At 38.1% G+C, this 17,335-nt stretch carries 16 protein-coding genes; 8 read left to right on the forward strand and 8 right to left on the reverse strand.

Features of this window, described 5'->3' with window-relative positions:
* Nucleotides 1-155 precede the first annotated feature (155 nt).
* Entirely contained in the window at nt 156-620 is a 465-nt protein-coding gene (locus FJ651_RS03240; protein ID WP_140988958.1) for a hypothetical protein, read from the forward strand.
* Between the two features lie 162 nt (nt 621-782).
* On the opposite strand, the gene dinB is transcribed toward FJ651_RS03240, so the two are convergent.
* Together dinB and FJ651_RS03250 are read right to left on the reverse strand one after the other, a co-directional pair.
* Nucleotides 783-2,000 (reverse strand): DNA polymerase IV, encoded by a 1,218-nt coding sequence (gene dinB, locus FJ651_RS03245; RefSeq protein ID WP_140988959.1) that lies wholly within the window; start codon nt 1,998-2,000, stop codon nt 783-785.
* Nucleotides 1,997-4,969 (reverse strand): DNA polymerase III subunit alpha, encoded by a 2,973-nt coding sequence (locus tag FJ651_RS03250; RefSeq protein WP_140988960.1) that lies wholly within the window; start codon nt 4,967-4,969, stop codon nt 1,997-1,999. Before FJ651_RS03250 ends, dinB begins: the two co-directional genes overlap by 4 nt.
* 207 nt (nt 4,970-5,176) lie before the next feature.
* Here FJ651_RS03250 and FJ651_RS03255 point away from each other — a divergent pair, with 207 nt between their 5' ends.
* The 3 genes from FJ651_RS03255 (at nt 5,177) to FJ651_RS03265 (ending at nt 7,463) form a co-directional block, all read left to right on the forward strand.
* Complete coding sequence (locus FJ651_RS03255; protein WP_140988961.1) at nt 5,177-5,953, forward strand: XRE family transcriptional regulator; 777 nt, start codon at nt 5,177-5,179, stop codon at nt 5,951-5,953.
* Nucleotides 5,954-5,986: 33 nt separating this feature from the next.
* Nucleotides 5,987-6,250, forward strand: a complete 264-nt coding sequence (locus FJ651_RS03260; RefSeq protein ID WP_140988962.1) for an ORF6N domain-containing protein — start codon at nt 5,987-5,989, stop codon at nt 6,248-6,250.
* A 451-nt stretch (nt 6,251-6,701) separates the two neighbouring features.
* Nucleotides 6,702-7,463 carry an isocitrate lyase/PEP mutase family protein gene (locus tag FJ651_RS03265; protein WP_140988963.1) on the forward strand — a complete coding sequence of 254 codons (762 nt, stop codon included), beginning with the start codon at nt 6,702-6,704 and terminating at the stop codon, nt 7,461-7,463.
* A gap of 184 nt (nt 7,464-7,647) precedes the next feature.
* Here FJ651_RS03265 and FJ651_RS03270 read toward each other — a convergent pair whose 3' ends face one another.
* Genes FJ651_RS03270 through FJ651_RS03280 form a run of 3 tightly spaced genes read right to left on the reverse strand, consistent with a single transcriptional unit; the run spans nt 7,648 to nt 10,828 of the window.
* Nucleotides 7,648-8,097, reverse strand: coding sequence for a DoxX family membrane protein (locus tag FJ651_RS03270; RefSeq protein ID WP_140988964.1), 450 nt, complete (start codon nt 8,095-8,097; stop codon nt 7,648-7,650).
* 3 nt (nt 8,098-8,100) lie between these two features.
* Nucleotides 8,101-8,724: an HmuY family protein gene (locus FJ651_RS03275; protein ID WP_140988965.1), complete on the reverse strand. Its 624-nt coding sequence runs from the start codon at nt 8,722-8,724 to the stop codon at nt 8,101-8,103.
* Nucleotides 8,725-8,743: 19 nt separating this feature from the next.
* The gene (locus FJ651_RS03280) at nt 8,744-10,828 is read right to left on the reverse strand and encodes a TonB-dependent receptor plug domain-containing protein (RefSeq protein WP_140988966.1); all 2,085 of its coding nucleotides are present in this window, start codon (nt 10,826-10,828) and stop codon (nt 8,744-8,746) included.
* A 92-nt stretch (nt 10,829-10,920) separates the two neighbouring features.
* Between FJ651_RS03280 and FJ651_RS03285 the strand changes: the two genes are divergently transcribed.
* Nucleotides 10,921-11,829, forward strand: a complete 909-nt coding sequence (locus tag FJ651_RS03285; protein ID WP_140988967.1) for a DUF6607 family protein — start codon at nt 10,921-10,923, stop codon at nt 11,827-11,829.
* Nucleotides 11,830-11,921: 92 nt separating this feature from the next.
* Here the strand turns inward: FJ651_RS03285 and FJ651_RS03290 are convergent, their stop codons facing one another.
* Both FJ651_RS03290 and FJ651_RS03295 read right to left on the reverse strand, forming a co-directional pair.
* Nucleotides 11,922-12,128, reverse strand: coding sequence for a DUF2283 domain-containing protein (locus tag FJ651_RS03290; protein WP_140988968.1), 207 nt, complete (start codon nt 12,126-12,128; stop codon nt 11,922-11,924).
* A 76-nt stretch (nt 12,129-12,204) separates the two neighbouring features.
* Nucleotides 12,205-12,366, reverse strand: a complete 162-nt coding sequence (locus FJ651_RS03295) for a hypothetical protein (RefSeq protein ID WP_246085297.1) — start codon at nt 12,364-12,366, stop codon at nt 12,205-12,207.
* 209 nt (nt 12,367-12,575) lie between these two features.
* Here FJ651_RS03295 and FJ651_RS03300 point away from each other — a divergent pair, with 209 nt between their 5' ends.
* Together FJ651_RS03300 and FJ651_RS03305 are read left to right on the forward strand one after the other, a co-directional pair.
* Complete coding sequence (locus FJ651_RS03300) at nt 12,576-14,492, forward strand: fumarate reductase/succinate dehydrogenase flavoprotein subunit (RefSeq protein WP_140988969.1); 1,917 nt, start codon at nt 12,576-12,578, stop codon at nt 14,490-14,492.
* A gap of 7 nt (nt 14,493-14,499) precedes the next feature.
* Complete coding sequence (locus tag FJ651_RS03305) at nt 14,500-15,231, forward strand: succinate dehydrogenase/fumarate reductase iron-sulfur subunit (RefSeq protein WP_140988970.1); 732 nt, start codon at nt 14,500-14,502, stop codon at nt 15,229-15,231.
* 137 nt (nt 15,232-15,368) lie between these two features.
* On the opposite strand, the gene FJ651_RS03310 is transcribed toward FJ651_RS03305, so the two are convergent.
* The gene (locus tag FJ651_RS03310; RefSeq protein ID WP_140988971.1) at nt 15,369-15,611 is read right to left on the reverse strand and encodes a hypothetical protein; all 243 of its coding nucleotides are present in this window, start codon (nt 15,609-15,611) and stop codon (nt 15,369-15,371) included.
* 573 nt (nt 15,612-16,184) lie between these two features.
* Between FJ651_RS03310 and FJ651_RS03315 the strand changes: the two genes are divergently transcribed.
* Complete coding sequence (locus tag FJ651_RS03315) at nt 16,185-17,297, forward strand: glycosyltransferase family 4 protein (protein ID WP_140988972.1); 1,113 nt, start codon at nt 16,185-16,187, stop codon at nt 17,295-17,297.
* Nucleotides 17,298-17,335: the final 38 nt, after the last annotated feature.

The following is a 17,335-nucleotide window of genomic DNA, read 5'->3' on the forward strand; positions in this document are numbered from 1 at the left end:
ATGCAGATAATAATAAAGTTAAAATGGATTTTATAACACTGGCGAGAACATAAACTTTATTGTTATCAGTTAATTATGCGTTAAAATGACCGGTTCAATTAAACTATTATAAGTTTAAAGAGTCTTAGTATTAGTTAATTTAAAACCTAAATATCATGAAAAATTTATTATTAATGCTGGTGCTTCTGATCAGTTTACCAATGGTTGCAACTGCTCAAAATACACAAAGACAAAACCAGTCAGCCAACGGTCGTGGTATGGCCGATTACACTCCTGAAGAAGCTGCAACGCTTCAAACCAAACGTATGACCTTGTTATTGGATTTAAACGAAAAACAACAAGCACAAGTTCAAAAAATATTTCTTGAAAATGCCACTCAACGACAAGCCATGAGAGAAGCGAATCAGGCCAAAAAACAAACCGGCCAGGGCAATAAACCTTCAAAAGACGAGCGCTTTGCGATGCAAAACAAAAGATTAGACCATCAAATTGCCATGAAAGCTAGAATGAAAAACATTTTAAACGAGGAACAATTTGCTAAATGGGAACAAACTCAAATGCAAAGAAAAAACGATTTTAATCAGAATAAATCCAACCGGAAAAATCGCGGAAACAAATAGTTTAAAAAGTTAGTTGTTTTAAAACTCACAGATTTTTATCTGTGAGTTTTTTGTTGAATAGACCTCACAGTCCCGAGGCTTCGGGATTGAAACCTGTGAGGTCTAGCAATTACAACTTGTAGAACCCTTTCAGGGTTTGAAACCCTGAAAGGGTTAGTTGACTCACTGATGCCTATTAGCCAACAACGGTGGTGGCTCGCCATTAAAGGGATTCCAACGACTAATGGTTTTGGCTTCCATACCTGCGGCGGAAATAACGGCACGATCACCGTAACGCTCACGTAATTTATCGATAGATTGGATGAGACTCAAGTGTTTTTGGTTGTCTTCAAACAAATTAATTTGTTGTCCGCCTTCCACCAAATGGCTAAATCTCACACCTATTAATCTAACTAACAAACGCCTGTTATAGAGTTTATAAAACAGGTCTAAAACGGCGGGAATCAGGTTATGATCCATGGCCGTGTAGGCAATGTGTTTTTGCTGGGTATAGGTTTGAAAATCGGAATACCGTATTTTAAACGTCACACAGGCTGTGAGTTTGTTACCGCGCCGCAGCTGGTAGGCCAAATTTTCGGTCATGGCAATAATAAGTCCTTTTAGCTTTACCACATCGGTAGTGTCTTTACCAAAAGTACGCTCGGTAGAAATGCTTTTTCGTTCCTGATATTGCACCACGGGGCTGTTGTCTATGCCATTGGCCTTTTTCCAAATGGTGAGTCCGTTACTGCCCAGTACCTTATGCATTAATTCCATAGGCATTTCTTGCACGGTTTGAATACGTTTCACGCCCAGGTCGCACAGCGTTTTATAGGTAACATTGCCTACCATGGGTATTTTTTTAACCGATAGTGGTGCTAAAAAAGGTTTTTCGGTACCTCTTATAATGTTGATTTCGTTGTTGGGCTTGGCTTCGCCGGTAGCAATTTTAGACACCGTTTTATTAATAGACAATCCAAACGAAATGGGTAGTCCGGTTTCTTTGATGATGCGTTGCCGCAACTCCGAAGCCAGTTTATGGCAACCAAAAAACTTATCCATTCCGGTAAGGTCGATATAAAACTCATCGATAGAAGTTTTTTCGTAAAGCGGCACACTTTCTTTAATTACTTCGGTAACATCATTAGAAAATTTTGAATAAACCCCCGAGTTACCGCGCAGTACAATGGCTTCGGGACACAGCTGCTTGGCCATACGCATAGGCATGGCTGAGTGCACTCCAAATTTGCGGGCTTCGTAACTGCACGACGCTACCACGCCTCTATCGCTGGTACCGCCAATAAGTACCGGTTTGCCAATAAGGCGACTATCGAGCAAGCGTTCGCAAGACACAAAAAACGTATCTAAATCCATATGTACTATGGCGCGTTCGTTGCTCATACGGCTATAGGTTTTGGGTTGGCATAGCGCGGGTCTTCCATCACGGCCAGGCGTTCCATTTTGGCAACTTCAATAGTAATACAGTCAAATTCTTCTTTTACCACACCGATAATACGGTACACGCCTTTACCTCTAAACGGATATTTGGCCGCTACCGGCGGAAAGTGTACGGTGTCTATAAAATAACCGTCAGCATCTAAAAAAGTACCAAAAAACATGGGCTTTCTACCGGAAGTTTTGGTAGGTTTGGCCGTTACCAGATAGCCATCAATAACTACTGTTTTCTCTAACAACCCTTCTAAATGCTTAGCTCTTAATTTACTAATCAATCCACCAGCTAATAACTTAAACGGATTGCAAAGCGGATAACCCAATAATTCTATCTGGTCGAAAGCGTTTTCTTGAGCGGTGCTAGGCAATTCGGGAGTGCTGTAATTAACGCGCTGGGCTTTAAACAGACTTAAATTGGGGTTGCTTACATCGGCAGTTCCTGCCTTTAAATGGGCTTCCCAAAGTAGTTCCCTTTTATTGGTATCGGTAAATCTAAAGGCGTTTATTTTAATGAGAATACTGAGCTGTTCTACTGAAATTAGCACACGCTCGGTGAAATCGTCCAGACTACTAAAAGCGCCATTTTGGTCGCGCTCTTTCAGAATAGACTGTATAGTTTTAGACTCTAAATGCTGCAGAAACATGAAACCTATATAAATGGTTTTACCCTTAATAACAGTTTCTGTACGGCTATTGTTAATGCAAGGTGCTTGAATGTTGCCGCCGTGCATGCGCGCTTCGTGTACGTAGAGTTCGGTACTGTAAAAACCGCCAAAATTATTAATACAAGCCACCATATATTCCAACGGATAGTAGGCTTTTAAAAACAAACTCTGATAGCTTTCTACGGCATATGAAGCCGAATGACCCTTGGCAAAGGCATAACCGGCAAAACTTTCAATTTGTCGCCAGATTTCGGCAGTGAGTGCTTCGGGTTTACCATCGTTTTTGCAGTTGTCAAAAAATTGTTGTTTTACCTTTAAAAATTCTTCTCTGGAACGAAATTTACCCGACATACCGCGGCGCAGCATATCGGCTTCACCTAAGGTGAGTCCGCCAAAATGATGCGCCACTTTAATCACATCTTCCTGATACACCATCACGCCAAAGGTTTCGGGCATAATGCTTAGTAAGACTGGATGCGCTTCTTTGCGACGCTCGGGATAACGATACCGAAAAATATACTCGCGCATCATGCCGCTTTGCGAAACACCGGGCCTAATCACCGAACTGGCAGCCACCAATCCCAGATAATTATCTACCTGAAGCTTTTTTAGCAACATGCGCATGGCAGGCGATTCTACATAAAAACAACCAATGGCTTTGGCGTTTTTAAGCAGGTATTTAATGCGTTTGTCTTGCTTGAAGCGCTTGATATCATGGATGTCTAAGGGCGCATTTTCGGGATGATTTTTGGCAATGATTTTGGTGGCGTCTTTGATTTTCCCCAAGCCACGCTGACTCAATATATCAAATTTATGAAGTCCCACATCTTCGGCCACCACCATATCAAACTGAGTAGTAGCAAAGCCTTTGGGTGGCATAAACGTAGCCGTATAGGTGTGAATGGGCTGCTCTGAAATTAAAATCCCACCGGCGTGGATACCCAGATAATTGGGAAACCCTTGAATGTATTCGCTGTAAGTAAGTACCAATTTTGAAAGTTTGTCTAACTGATTCAGATTGAATTTTCCGGTGGTAAGCACATCAATTTCAGCTTTTGGCAGTCCGAATACTTTACCCAATTCGCGCACGGCAGCCTTAAATTTAAAGGTGTTGTACACTGCAATAAGCGCGGTGTGTTTAAAACGTTTAAAAATAAATTGGGTAATATCGTCGCGATCGGTCCAGGAGAAATCAATATCGAAATCGGGCGGATTGGTGCGAAATAAGTTGATAAAACGCTCAAAATACAAATCCAATTCCACCGGATCTACATCGGTAATGCGCAGCAAATACGCCACAATACTATTGGCACCACTACCGCGACCCACATAAAAATAACCTTTGCTGCGGGCGTATTTTAAAATGCGCCAGTTAATTAAAAAATAAGACACAAAACCCTTTTCATTAATGATAGCAAGTTCTTTTTCAATACGGTCGAACACGCGCTTGCCAGGTTTTTTGTAACGGTAATATAAACCGGCATAAGTAAGTTTTTTAAGCAATCTAAAATCTAAGTCAATATTGTGCGTGTAACTTTGTTGGTTATTGGAAGTGGTTTTAGAAAAATCGAAAGTTTGCTTGCAATTTTTAAGCATTGTATTGGTATTGTCAACAAGCTCGGGAACCTCAGCATAACGTGCACAAAGTTCTTGGTAAGGAAGCATGACGTGGTATTCGGCGCCTTGTTCAGATTGGGGAAGTTTACTCAGCAAAGTATTGTTATCAATGGCACGCAACAATCGGTGGGTGTTGAAATCTTTTTTATGTTGAAACGATACCGTCTGCAAAACCACTAGTTTAGACCTTAAATGATTCCACTTAGAAAATTTCAACTGATTTAAATCTTCAGGCGCAATTCCTAGAAATTCGTTGGGTTTTAAATCGAAATGCTTTCCCTTTTGGTAAGGATACACTACAAAGCAATCGGGCAAATCGATGGTTGGTCTTGGTGGAATGTTTACTTCATCTTCATGCAAAAAAGACGACAAATAGGCATTAATAGCTTTAAAACCTTGGTTGTTTTTGGCTATCAAAATAAATTCTTGCGTGGCTCTGTTTCTAAAATCGACCCCAAATACCGGTTTTACTTCGTACTTTTTAGAAAGCCGCAACACTTCCATACAAGCCGAAGTACTGTTAATGTCGGTCAATGCCAGAGTTTGTACACCATTTTTGGCGGCAATGGCCAACAGTTGCTCGGGCTGTATGGTGCCGTAGCGCAAGCTGTAGTAGGTATGGCAATTGAGGTACATAGCAGTTATTTTTTAGTACATGACAACAGTTGACTTAATAGATTTTTCAAGACTTTTTGCCCTATCCCTAAAGGATAAAATCATGAAAAATCAGTTTTGTTATCTACCATTGTGATTTTACACAAAATTAGCTACATTATGTAGTGATTATTGCTTACATTTGTAGTAATTAATGTTAAAGTTGAATTTAATTTTTTAAATATCTGCATGAAACCCATACAATCCAACATCAAACATTTACGTGGGCTTAAAGGCTTTTCGCAAGAGCGTTTTGCCGATGAGTTGGGCTGGACGCGCTCTATGGTAGGCTCTTACGAAGAAGGTCGTTCTGAGCCACCCATAGACCGACTGGTAGAGCTGTCTAACTACTTCAATATTCCCATTGATATTTTGGTAAAAAACGATTTGCGTTTGGCTAAAGACACGTCTTTTATCGCAATTGGCAACAAACGCGTACTGTTTCCTATTACGGTAAACGAGCAAAATGAAGACTTGATTGAAATTATTCCTGCGCAAGCCTCGGCCGGTTATTTATCGGGTTACGACGACCCTGAGTATATCGAGCAATTACAAAAAATAAAACTGCCCTTTTTACCTACCGGCACGCACCGCGCCTTTCCTATCAAAGGCGACTCGATGCTACCCGTGAAAGACGGTGCTTTTGTAGTAGCCAAATTTGTGGAAGACTTTAAAAGCGTTAAAAACGGGCGCACGTATATTGTGCTGACCAAAAACGACGGACTGGTCTATAAACGCATTTATAATCAAGTTGAAAAAAACAATACGCTACTGTTAAGTAGCGACAATAAAGCTTACCAAGCTTATGAAATACCTATTGAAAACGTATTGGAACTCTGGGAATTTACCTGCTGCATCAATACCCAAGAATACAAAGAAGACGAGCTCAAACTGAGCAGTATTTTAAGTATGTTTAATGAGTTGAAGGTGGAGTTGGAGGCTTTTAAGTTAAAGGTGAATGTTTAGTTAGATAAAAAAATAAGATTTAAACCGACTTATATGAAAAATGAATTATCTATACCGGACGACATCATCACCAGCAAAATTTATTACATACGGGAGCAAAAAGTAATGCTAGATAGAGATTTAGCGGAACTCTACCAAGTAGAAACCAAACAATTAAAAAGACAAGTTCGTAGAAATATTGAACGATTTCCCGAAGATTTTATGTTTGAGCTTAACCAGCAAGAGTTTGATAACTTGAGGAGCCAATTTGACACCTCAAGTTGGGGCGGCACCAGATATGCACCAATGGCCTTTTAATAATCCTTTTTTATCAATAGGCTTTGTAGGTGCGCTTTTCTAAATACATTATGATCTATTTGAAAAAAACAAAAAACATCTACAAATTGAAAATAAATTTTTATCAATTAAGGAAAGTCAATCGTCTTGGATATTTAAGGAGTTTTTGGTATTCATTTATGCAATAGGGTCCATAATTGTTTTTATTTTCCTTATTTGAAACACGCTTGCGCAGATTCCAACCAGCGCAGAAGTTATAAATGAGTAGCAACTTATCTATAAATAAACATCAGACCTAACAGTCACCCAAGAATACAAAGAAGACAAACTAAAACTCAGCCGTATTTTAAGCTATAAGTATGAAAATTTGCTTTACTTTCATTTCATTTAATTATAATGTTCTCATAAATATAAGCTATCTTCAATTATATTGATTAAATTACTGAAGATTCTAATCCTTAAAAATTGTATTATGAGCTTAGTAAGTAATTTTAAAACCCTGCATCAAAACGATACCCCATTAGTATTGGCTAACGTATGGGATGCACATACGGCAAAATTAGCACAAGAAGCCGGCTTTAAAGCTTTAGGTACTTCCAGCCATGCCATCGCCAACTCTTTAGGATTTAAAGATGGCGAAGAAATCAGCTTTGAGGAATTATTTTTTGTTTTGAAGCATATTCTAGCTGTTGCTAAAGTACCCGTTTCAGTCGATTTTGAAGCAGGATATGCTAAAGACCCAAATCAAGTGGCAAAATATGTAAAGCAACTTACAGATATTGGCGTGGTAGGCATTAACCTGGAAGATGGCATTGTAAAAGATGGTAAGCGTGTGCTTGGTGATGCAAAAGTAATGGCTGCAAAAATTAAAGCCATTAAAGAAACCACAGCTATTTTTATAAATGCCCGTATTGACACCTATACCACCAAACATCCTGACAGTCTTAACGAATCAATTTCCAGAGCACTAATCTACAAATCAGCGGGTGCTGACGGTATTTTTTTACCGCTGATAGAAAATGAAACTGATATTAAATCATTTATAGCAAAAATTGATTTACCACTCAATGTGTTTACTACACCAAAATTACCCGACTATCAAACTTTGGGAAAACTAGGCGTAAAACGGATCAGTCATGGTGCTAAACAGTATGAATTACTGATGAAAAAATCAGAAGAGATATTTAAAAATTTTATGCAAACTAAAGACTATAAATTAGTGTTAGGCTCTTAAGGACGGGTCACTTTATGACTACTCCATAGATACTTCATGGATACTTAATGGCAAAGGCATGGATAAAGGCACTACTGGCGTTTTTAGAATTATTCTATTTTAACAATCAGATCATATTAAAGTAATCGCAAACACCATAGCCCATGGTCGCGACCATGGGCTCAAAAACACCTAAAAATACAGTTTACAGCGGTTTAATCCACAATAAATGTTTCCATTGATCGCGTTCTTTTAAAACCAGTACTATGTTTACCAGAAACAGCGCCCCGGTTTGCAGTAACTCTGGTACATCGTCGGGTTCTAAAAACACGTGGAATAGAAAAATATGAAGCGTAATGGGCAACAAAAGCAAAGCGCCAATAAATCCTGTTCCCTGTAAAAGCAGTAACAAGCCAAAAAGCAATTCGCAAATACCCAAAACTTCCCAAAAGTAACCGGTTTGTTTGGCACCGCTGATGTATAATATTTTTTGTAGGGTTTCTACTTGATCGGGTGAGGTAAACTGTTGTGCTTTTTCAACTACTTCAATCGGTGCTGGCATGGGTTTGGAGAATTTTTGAATACCACCGTAAATCATAAATCCGCCTAAAAACAACCTTAATGCTATAAATGCTATGGATACTATTTTATTCATGGCTTAAAACGTTGTTACATCTTCATTAGGTTGATATACATAGTTAAAAGTATAGTAACGACCTTCATCAACCATAGCGTTTGGATTTTCAGGTGCATCCTGGTAATAGCTTAATATCTCAACCTTGGCATAGCGACCATCATGGGTTCTAAATACTAAAATTTTACCTGCTATTGGCGTTACCAAAAACAATTGCGGATTGTACAAATACCAGCCGTTACCACTTCCTGATGGTATGGCATAGCCGTTAGTAGAATCTGCAATCAATAAATCGGTGTCGACTTCGGTAACCGATGCCATCGTACCATTAGCAATATACGCAGCGGCATTACCCGTTCTTACGGGTTCGTCGTTGGTGCCTAAAGATTCGCCGCCATTCACAATAATGGTGGTACCTCTAAAGGCAATGTCCCAGTTGGTATCACTGGTAGTAACAGTACCGGTTTCAAAGCTAAATTTTGTAAACGCCCCGGAAATTGGCTGACCCTGTCCACCAATTTGTGGTGCGTGTAAATTAAGTACAGTTTCTGTTTGTACTTCTAAAAGCACAGTGTTATCGTCTTCGTTACTGCAAGACACAATGCTGATTAAAAAAATTGAAAGAAATAACAATTTAATGGTTTTCATAAGATTAATAATTAAAGGTTTATAATTGAAAATTTAACGTTGCATATATAATTCTTCCGGGGACATTGGGGATGTTTGGAGCATCGGTAAAATTGAAAAGGTTATCGGCGCCTATACCGAGTTTATATTTGTCGAACAGGGTTTTGTTAACAGCAAGATTCACCACCGCATTGCCTTCAACAAAACTGTCGAAGTTGTCTAAATAGCCATTGCCATTAGAATCGAACAGCCCAAATTTACTGCGATAGACCACTCTCAAATTGGTTGATAATTTCCATTGTGGTAGGTTGTAAAATACCTTGAAATTTGCCATATGTCTGGAACGATTCAGCAATCCGAAATAATCGTTTTCAGAAAGTTGGAATGCGGGTGATGTTGGACTTTGCCTTGCAAATACTTCACCGTTACTAAAGGCTGCCTCGGCTTCTTTGTCTTTGGCATACAACAATTGATAACCACCGCTTATCGAGAGCTCATTATTGGGTTTCCATGAGGCATTAAATTCCAGACCTTGTGTATAGACCTCAGAAATATTGAAATAGCTAAACACATTTTGTCCGTTGGTTTTATTGGCAATGATTTGTGTATCGATTAAATTGTTAATGTTATTTCTAAAAGCATTCACATTTAACTTTACAGATGAAGAAATATCATAATCAAATCCCAAATTAAAACTTACCGAACTTTCAGCTTTCAACGCCGAATCAAACTGAGAAACCGGCACTAAAATATTGGCGATTTGCCCCTGATTTTGAAGATTGGCAATCGCTTCTTCCACCACATTATAGCCAAGAACAGTATAGCCAACGGTGGTATTATTAAAATCAAAATACAACTGCCTGAAATCGGGTGCTTTAAAACCATAACCCACCGATCCTTTTATCGCTAATTTGTTGTTCACTTCGTACCTGAGCGCAGCCTTCGGACTTAATTGCGATTCGTATTCGTTGTGGCTGTCGTATCTGGCTCCAACAATTACATTTAGTTGATCATTGAGATGAGCATCCCATTGCGCATAAATGTATGGCGCATTAAATAACGGCGTAGTGGAAAAATTGGTGCGGTCAAGCGTTTCGTGGGTAAGACCGATGCCACCGACAAATTCATTGTTTTCGTTTAACTTAAAAATAGCTCTGCCTTCGGGCCTTATCATTAACTGATTAAAGAAATTATCACTAAACCTGTTACCGGTGTCATCATCTAAAAACTCATTTGTTTTATAGCGCGTGGTGTAAAATTCAAAAGTGGACTGCCATTTAGAATTGAACTCGTGGTTGAAAAGAAGAAGTGCATTCCATTCATTGATATCACTTTCACCTCTCAGCGCTTCAGAAGCAACAAAGTCTTGGTTTTGTGTGAAATAACGCAGAGATATTTTCGCGTCGGTTTTTTCGGAAAGCTCGTAACCAATTTTAGTGTTTAAGGTGTAATTTTCAAAAGGTTCTACGGTATTTATGGCCGGATTATTTCCTAGATTATAACCATCGCTTGAGAATCTATTTAAAAATCCATTGATACTAAATTGCTCTTTTTTATGGCTCAAACTGGTAGACAAGTCTGATGTATTAAAGCTGCTTTGCCTATAATTAATTTCAGCATCGAGTCCTTCTTTTGGTATTTCAGTAATAATATTAACCACACCGCCAAGTGCTTCACTACCATATAAACTAGACGATGCACCTTTAACTACTTCTATTTGTTGAATGTTACCAACCGTTATTCTATTCAAGTCTAATGTGCCTGCCAATCGACCAATAAGTGGTACGCCGTCTATTAAAATTAGGGTGTATTGCGAATCCAGACCTTGAAGTTGTATCCCTTCGCCACCACCAAAATCGGGGACAGTGATTAGGCCGGTTTGTTCGCCCAAAACATTAGATAATCTAACAGAATTGATGTTTTGAATTTGTTTTTTTGAAATGATTTGCGCCGGTAAGGGCAAAGACGACAATTGCCTTAAGGTACGTGTTCCTGTAATAAGAACTTCGGAAAGCGACTCAACTTCCAGTGAATCTTTGGGAGTGCCTGATGATTCCTGTGCCGACGATCTTCCGATGAAAAAAATGAAAAAAATAAGTGTTAAATTATTTTTATTTAGACTCATTCCATTTAAATTTGCCGCAAATATATATTATTTTAATTTATTCTAAATAATAATAACACTTGAAAAATTTGTTAAACTTTTAATCTTAAACTATGAAAAAGCTCATGCTCATCACTGTGGTGTTTATGTGTAACTTATTGTTATTAAATGCACAGTCTAAAAAATCACAAGACATTACCGCCATTAAAAATATGTGTGGTTGTTATGAAGTCAACTTCGATTTTGCCGAAACTTTTAATTATGCCAACGATTCGTCTTATGTACCTTCAGCCGTAAAACACGATAAAGGATTGGAATGGGTTGAACTGGTAGAAGACTCAAATAACAAATTGGTATTACAACATTTACTTATTGTTGGACCACCAACAAAACAGTCGGTTATCAAGCACTGGAGACAAGACTGGATTTTCGAAAACACCGATTTTTACATGTTTCATGCCGATAATAAATGGCGATTTGCTACTAAGAATCCAAAAGAAGTAAAAGGTCAGTGGACACAAAAAGTATATCAGGTAGATGATAGTCCGCGTTACGAAGGCAGCGCCACCTGGGTTCATGTAGATGGAAAAAGTTACTGGGAAAACACCACCGATGCGCCGCTACCCAGAAGAGAATATACCAAAAGAAACGATTACAACGTCACCGTAAGAACAAACCGACATGAAATTACCCCGTTTGGATGGGTACATGACCAGGATAACCTAAAAGTAGTTAGAAATGACAACGGTGAAGATTTTACGATGGCCAAAGAAAAAGGGTTCAACACATACACCAAAGTTGATGACGCCAAGTGCAAAGCCGCTCAAGATTACTGGATGAACCAGCAAGATAAATGGGCCAAGGTTAGGTTAAAATGGGATGAAGTCTTCAACAAAAAAACCGATTTGGTATTACTCCCTGAAGTAGATGGGAATCCGCTTCACCGACACTTGTTTAAGGAAGATTTTGAGCCTACAAACCAAGCCATTAATGAGATCATTGATGCTTTTGTTGCGAAATAGAGACTTTCAATAAAAATTGATTACAATAGATACTGGCAAGTGTCCAAATTTAATAAAGTTGGACATTTGCCTTTTTGTTTATTGCGAAATCATTAAGCGGTTAACTTAGTTATTTGGTCAAATGAAAATGAAGAAACTTCAGTTTGTTTGGTAGCGTGCTCAATGGTGATGGCAACCAAATTCCCCTTAGCGTCCAAATCTATAATGGTATTCTCGTTGATGTCCTTAGTATCAACAACTTCACTGTTACTAAACGTCACCAGAAGTGTATCTGTGTCTTTAAAATAAGTAACTTTCATAAACTTTCAATTTTGAAATTTCGATCGAAAAAAGCATTGTGAATGGTTTTTTCGTCTTCTAAAGAATAATACGCAATTATTTGTTTACTTCTTCAATGTAGGCCCATCTTCTTATACGACCATCAATTTGTATATGTTCAAAAATTGGTGAATAGAATGCCTTTTCAATCCATTCCATTTTTATATGTTTTCTATCACTTCTGCTTTGGGTAAATTTAAAGTATTCTGTGAAATTCATAAAAAATGGATTTTTATAATAATTCCTATAAGCTAAGTTAATATTTATTAAATACATATCCTATAAAATTTGATTCACTTAAAAAACTCATGCGCTTAGTTGCCTCAAACACCATATCAGAATTAAAGCTACTGATTAATAAAATTCTCACTTCAATAAATCTGATCAAACTCATTGCCCAAAAGTTATTTTTTTAATAACTTTTGGGCATGTTAAATTCCAGAATTCCGGCCGGTCCGTTAGAAGACAAATGGACCAACTATAAAAACAAGGCCAAGCTTATTAATCCCGCCAACCGCAGGCGCTATAAGATTATTGTAGTGGGTACAGGTTTGGCAGGTGCTTCATCGGCAGCTAGTTTTGCTGAACTCGGTTTTAATGTAGAAGTTTTTACATTTCACGACTCGGCACGTCGTGCCCATTCGGTGGCTGCGCAAGGTGGCGTGAATGCCGCCAAAGATTATCAAAACGACGGCGATAGCGTTTGGCGTATGTTTTACGACACGCTTAAAGGTGGCGATTTTAGAGCGCGCGAAGCCAATGTGTATCGCCTTGCCGAATGTAGCATGGAATTGATAGACCAGGCCGTGGCCCAGGGTGTACCGTTTGCCAGAGAATACAGTGGCTACTTAAGTAATCGCTCTTTTGGTGGCGTACAGGTTAGCAGAACTTTTTATGCGCGCGGTCAGACAGGACAACAATTGTTGCTAGGCGCGTATCAAGCTTTGATGCGACAAAATGCACAAGACAACCTTACTTTACATACTCGGCACGAAATGTTGGATGTGATTACCATAGACGGAAAAGTCAAGGGTATTACGGTACGTAATTTAGACACTGGAGACATCACCTCTCATGCCTGCGATGCCCTCGTCATAGCTTCGGGTGGCTACGGAAAAATATACTATTTAAGCACGCTGGCCATGAACTGCAATGCCACGGCTATTTGGCGTGCTCATGCCAAAGGTGCCTTGATGGCTGCTCCAAGTTGGACACAATTCCACCCAACGTCCTTACCACAGTTGGGTGATCATCAAAGTAAACTCACCTTAATGAGTGAATCGTTGCGAAACGACGGTCGTATTTGGGTTCCTAAAAAAGCCAAAGACACCCGAAACCCTAACGAGATACCAGAAAATGAGCGCGATTATTATCTGGAGCGACGTTATCCGGCTTTTGGAAATCTGGCTCCCAGAGACATTTCATCTCGTGCTGCCAAAGAACGAATTGACGCCGGTTGTGGCGTTGGTCCCATGAAAAATGCAGTTTATTTAGATTTTAAACATGCTGTTGAACGCCTTGGAAAAGAAGTGATTGCGCAACGATACGGCAATTTGTTCACCATGTATCAAAAAATAACAGGCATGGATGCCTACCAAGAACCGATGATGATTGCGCCGGCAGCACATTTTAGCATGGGCGGACTTTGGGTTGATTACCGATTGATGAGCAATTTACATGGTTTGTTTGTGTTAGGCGAAGCCAATTTTTCGGATCACGGCGCAAACCGATTGGGCGCTAATAGTTTGCTTCAGGCTTGTGTAGACGGTTATTTTATTGCGCCCAGAACGGTGATGGATTTTTTAGCTGAAGAAACTCCCGAAGCTTTAAATGCTTCGGACAGTTTTGAACAGGCAGCCAAGGCATCAAAAGATGAGGTCGAGAAAAAACTAAATGCCTTGCTCAACATTAAAGGCACAACAACAGCCGAAGAATTTCACAAACAATTAGGGCGAATTCTTTATACCAAATGTGGTTTATCCAGAAATGGTAAAGACATGGCAGCGGCGAAATCTGAGCTTTTAGAACTTCAGCAAACATTTTATAAAGATTTACTGGTTCCGGGAACTGAAAAAGATATCAATTTTGAATTGGAAAAAGCCTTTCGCGTTGCCGATTATTTAGAAATGGCCCTATTAATTGTTGAAGACGCCTTACAGCGACAAGAATCTTGCGGCGCTCATTTTAGAGAAGAATACCAAACCCCCGATGGCGAGGCTCTGCGCAACGACAACGACTTTTGCTATGTAAGCGCCTGGGAATATTTAGGAAACAATAAATACCAACTACACAAAGAACACTTAAACTTTGAGTTTGTGGAATTGCAAACCAGAAGTTATAAATAGAAAAAATATGAAATTAACCCTACATATCTGGCGACAAACCGGTAACAAGGACAAAGGAACATTTGAAACGCATCATTTAGACGACTTAGCACCCGATATGTCTGTTCCTGAAATGCTGGATCATCTCAATATTCAAATTATCAAGTCGGGTGGCGATCCGGTGGCTTTTGAAAGCGACTGCCGCGAAGGTATTTGCGGACAATGTGGTTTTGTAATTAATGGCCATATCCACAGCCCCGAAAGTCATACCACCACCTGCCAAACACACCTGCGCAGTTTTAAGGACGGCGAAACACTGCACATTGAACCCTTTAGAGCCAAAGCATTTCCAATTAAAAAAGATTTGATGATAGACCGCTCGGCTTTTGACCGTATCATAGAAAGTGGTGGTTACATTGGTGTTAATACCGGTCAGGCAAACGAAGCCAACAGCACGCTGATTAATCACGATTTAGCCGAAAAGGCCTTTGATGCTGCTGCCTGCATAGGTTGTGGAGCCTGTGTAGCCACCTGTAAAAATGCCAGCGCCATGTTGTTTACTTCGGCTAAAGTAAATCATTTATCCATGTTACCACAAGGCGCACCCGAAGCAGCACAGCGTGTAAAAAACATGATTGTGCAAATGGATGCTGAAGGTTTTGGTTCCTGTACCTTCACCGGCGCCTGCGAAGTGGTGTGTCCGCAAAGTATTTCAGTTTTTAATATTACAGAAATGAATGGGCGTTGGTTGTGGGGTTGAATATAATGCCAAATGTTACTGACATTCGATATCGAAAGATAATTTAATCCAGATTATAATTTCATTTCTTAGCAATTCAACAATACCTAATAATTGTTATTTATATAGAGAAATTAACTAGGGTATTTTAACTAAGCTCAATTTTTTGAACCCGCCTTATCTTTTATCTTGTTGTTTTTACGACTATGTGCTTTAGGTTGTTGCGAAGTCAATATCTTTTCGTCTAATTGGTTATAAGACTTAAAGATTTGTTTTTCAATGTCTTTACTTTTTTTCTTTTTAGCCTGGCGCTTATCAAAATAAACCATCACAGATGCAAAAGCATACATGGCTATAAAGAGTAAGATAATTCCTAATATTATATAAGTGCCATTTTTCATTTTTTTTGTACAATATGTTGATTAAAAGTAAATAATTACCATTATCACTAAAAATAAATAAGTTAAAATACTAAAATTAAAGACTAACGATTAAATTTAACACAAAACCGCAAGTATTGCTAAAACCTAAAAAAATTATTTTTAAAAAAGCTAACTTACCAATTAATTTGTTGATTTTTAAATAGTAAAAGTAAAGCATGGTATTTCATTATAAAACCTACTTTCAATATTTTAAACTCCAACAATGGTTTTTAACACAACCAACAACCTTTAATGCACTCTAAAGACCATACAAAAACTTAACATTACCACTACAATTTTACGTTTTGCTTGTTTTACCATAAATAAAAATTATAGAATGACTGTATGTTTAATGTATTTCAGCTATTTATTGATGTCGTTCAACTAATATAGCGTTTGTTCAGGTTTTTGTATGTTTTTTGTAATCAAACTATCTCGCCTACTTGCTTTTTATAATGTAATTTAGTGTCAATATTAGAGTTTGATTTGGGCATGATTGTTTTAATTTAAAACAATTAATTTCTAGCTCAAATTCTTGAAACTTTTAAGAGCATGTTCGATAATTTATTTTTAACCGCGGCAATTGTTTTTGTAGGATCATTTCTGGCCGTTAGAATTTTAACCCCCAAAATAACTTGGGTAGTAGAGAGTAGAAATTTAGCGGATGCCCCTGATAACAGAAGTTCTCATAAAGTTACAACACCAACAATGGCTGGCTTTGCGTTTTTTTTGGTACTCCTATTTTCATTAGCTTTTATAAGAGAATGGGACACCGATACTATTGGCATTAATTTGGTAGCTTCTCTTGCTTTAATGTTTGCAATTGGATTAAAAGACGATTTAGTTTTATCAACACCTAAGGCAAAAATCATGGCAGAGCTGTTAGCCATTTCATTTGTCATTTTTTGTAGTTGTTTTCAGTCTTTTTCTTTAGATGGATTTTTAGGGATTTACAATATGCCATCAATTTTAAACTATTTAATTATTCCGGTTATTATATTAGCCATCATTAACTCCTACAATTTAATTGACGGTATTGATGGTTTGGCGACCACTGTTGGTATAATGACCTTTGCCATATTTGGTGTAATTTTTTATTTTGGTGGAGAATATTTTTATTTTCTATTAAGCTTAGCGTTAATTGGAATTTTGCTAGCCTACCTCCCGTTTAATTTATCTTCTTCTAAGAAGATTTTTATGGGTGACACCGGCTCTTTAATCATAGGCTTTTGTATTGGTTTTATGTCGATAAAATTTTTATCGATGGAGCATCTAACACTGATTGATTCTCAATTTCAACCAGAAAATAAATTAATTGTAATTGCGGCCATACTTTTTATTCCATTATTTGACACCATTAGAGTTATGGGAGTGCGTATGCTAAAAAAGAAAAGCCCATTTTCCCCGGATAAGAGTCATATACATCATATTTTAATAAATTGTGGAATCCCTCATTTTAAGGCAAGTTTTTTCTTATGTTTCCTTAATTTGGTGATTTCTGTTTCGCTTATTTTCCTTTCATTCAGTTTAAATAGTTTTCAAATGATTTTAGTAATGGCACTTCTATTTATTGCCCTACTAGGTTTGTTTCATAAATTCGACACACACAAGGAAAAAAGAAAGCCATTTATCTACTTAATTAGAACCATACAATTTCTATTTTAACTAGAAATTTCAGGCATGTTAGAATATTTTTATAACTT

It is taken from the genome of Paucihalobacter ruber, assembly GCF_006494535.1.
GTDB classification, from domain to species: Bacteria; Bacteroidota; Bacteroidia; order Flavobacteriales; family Flavobacteriaceae; genus Paucihalobacter; species Paucihalobacter ruber.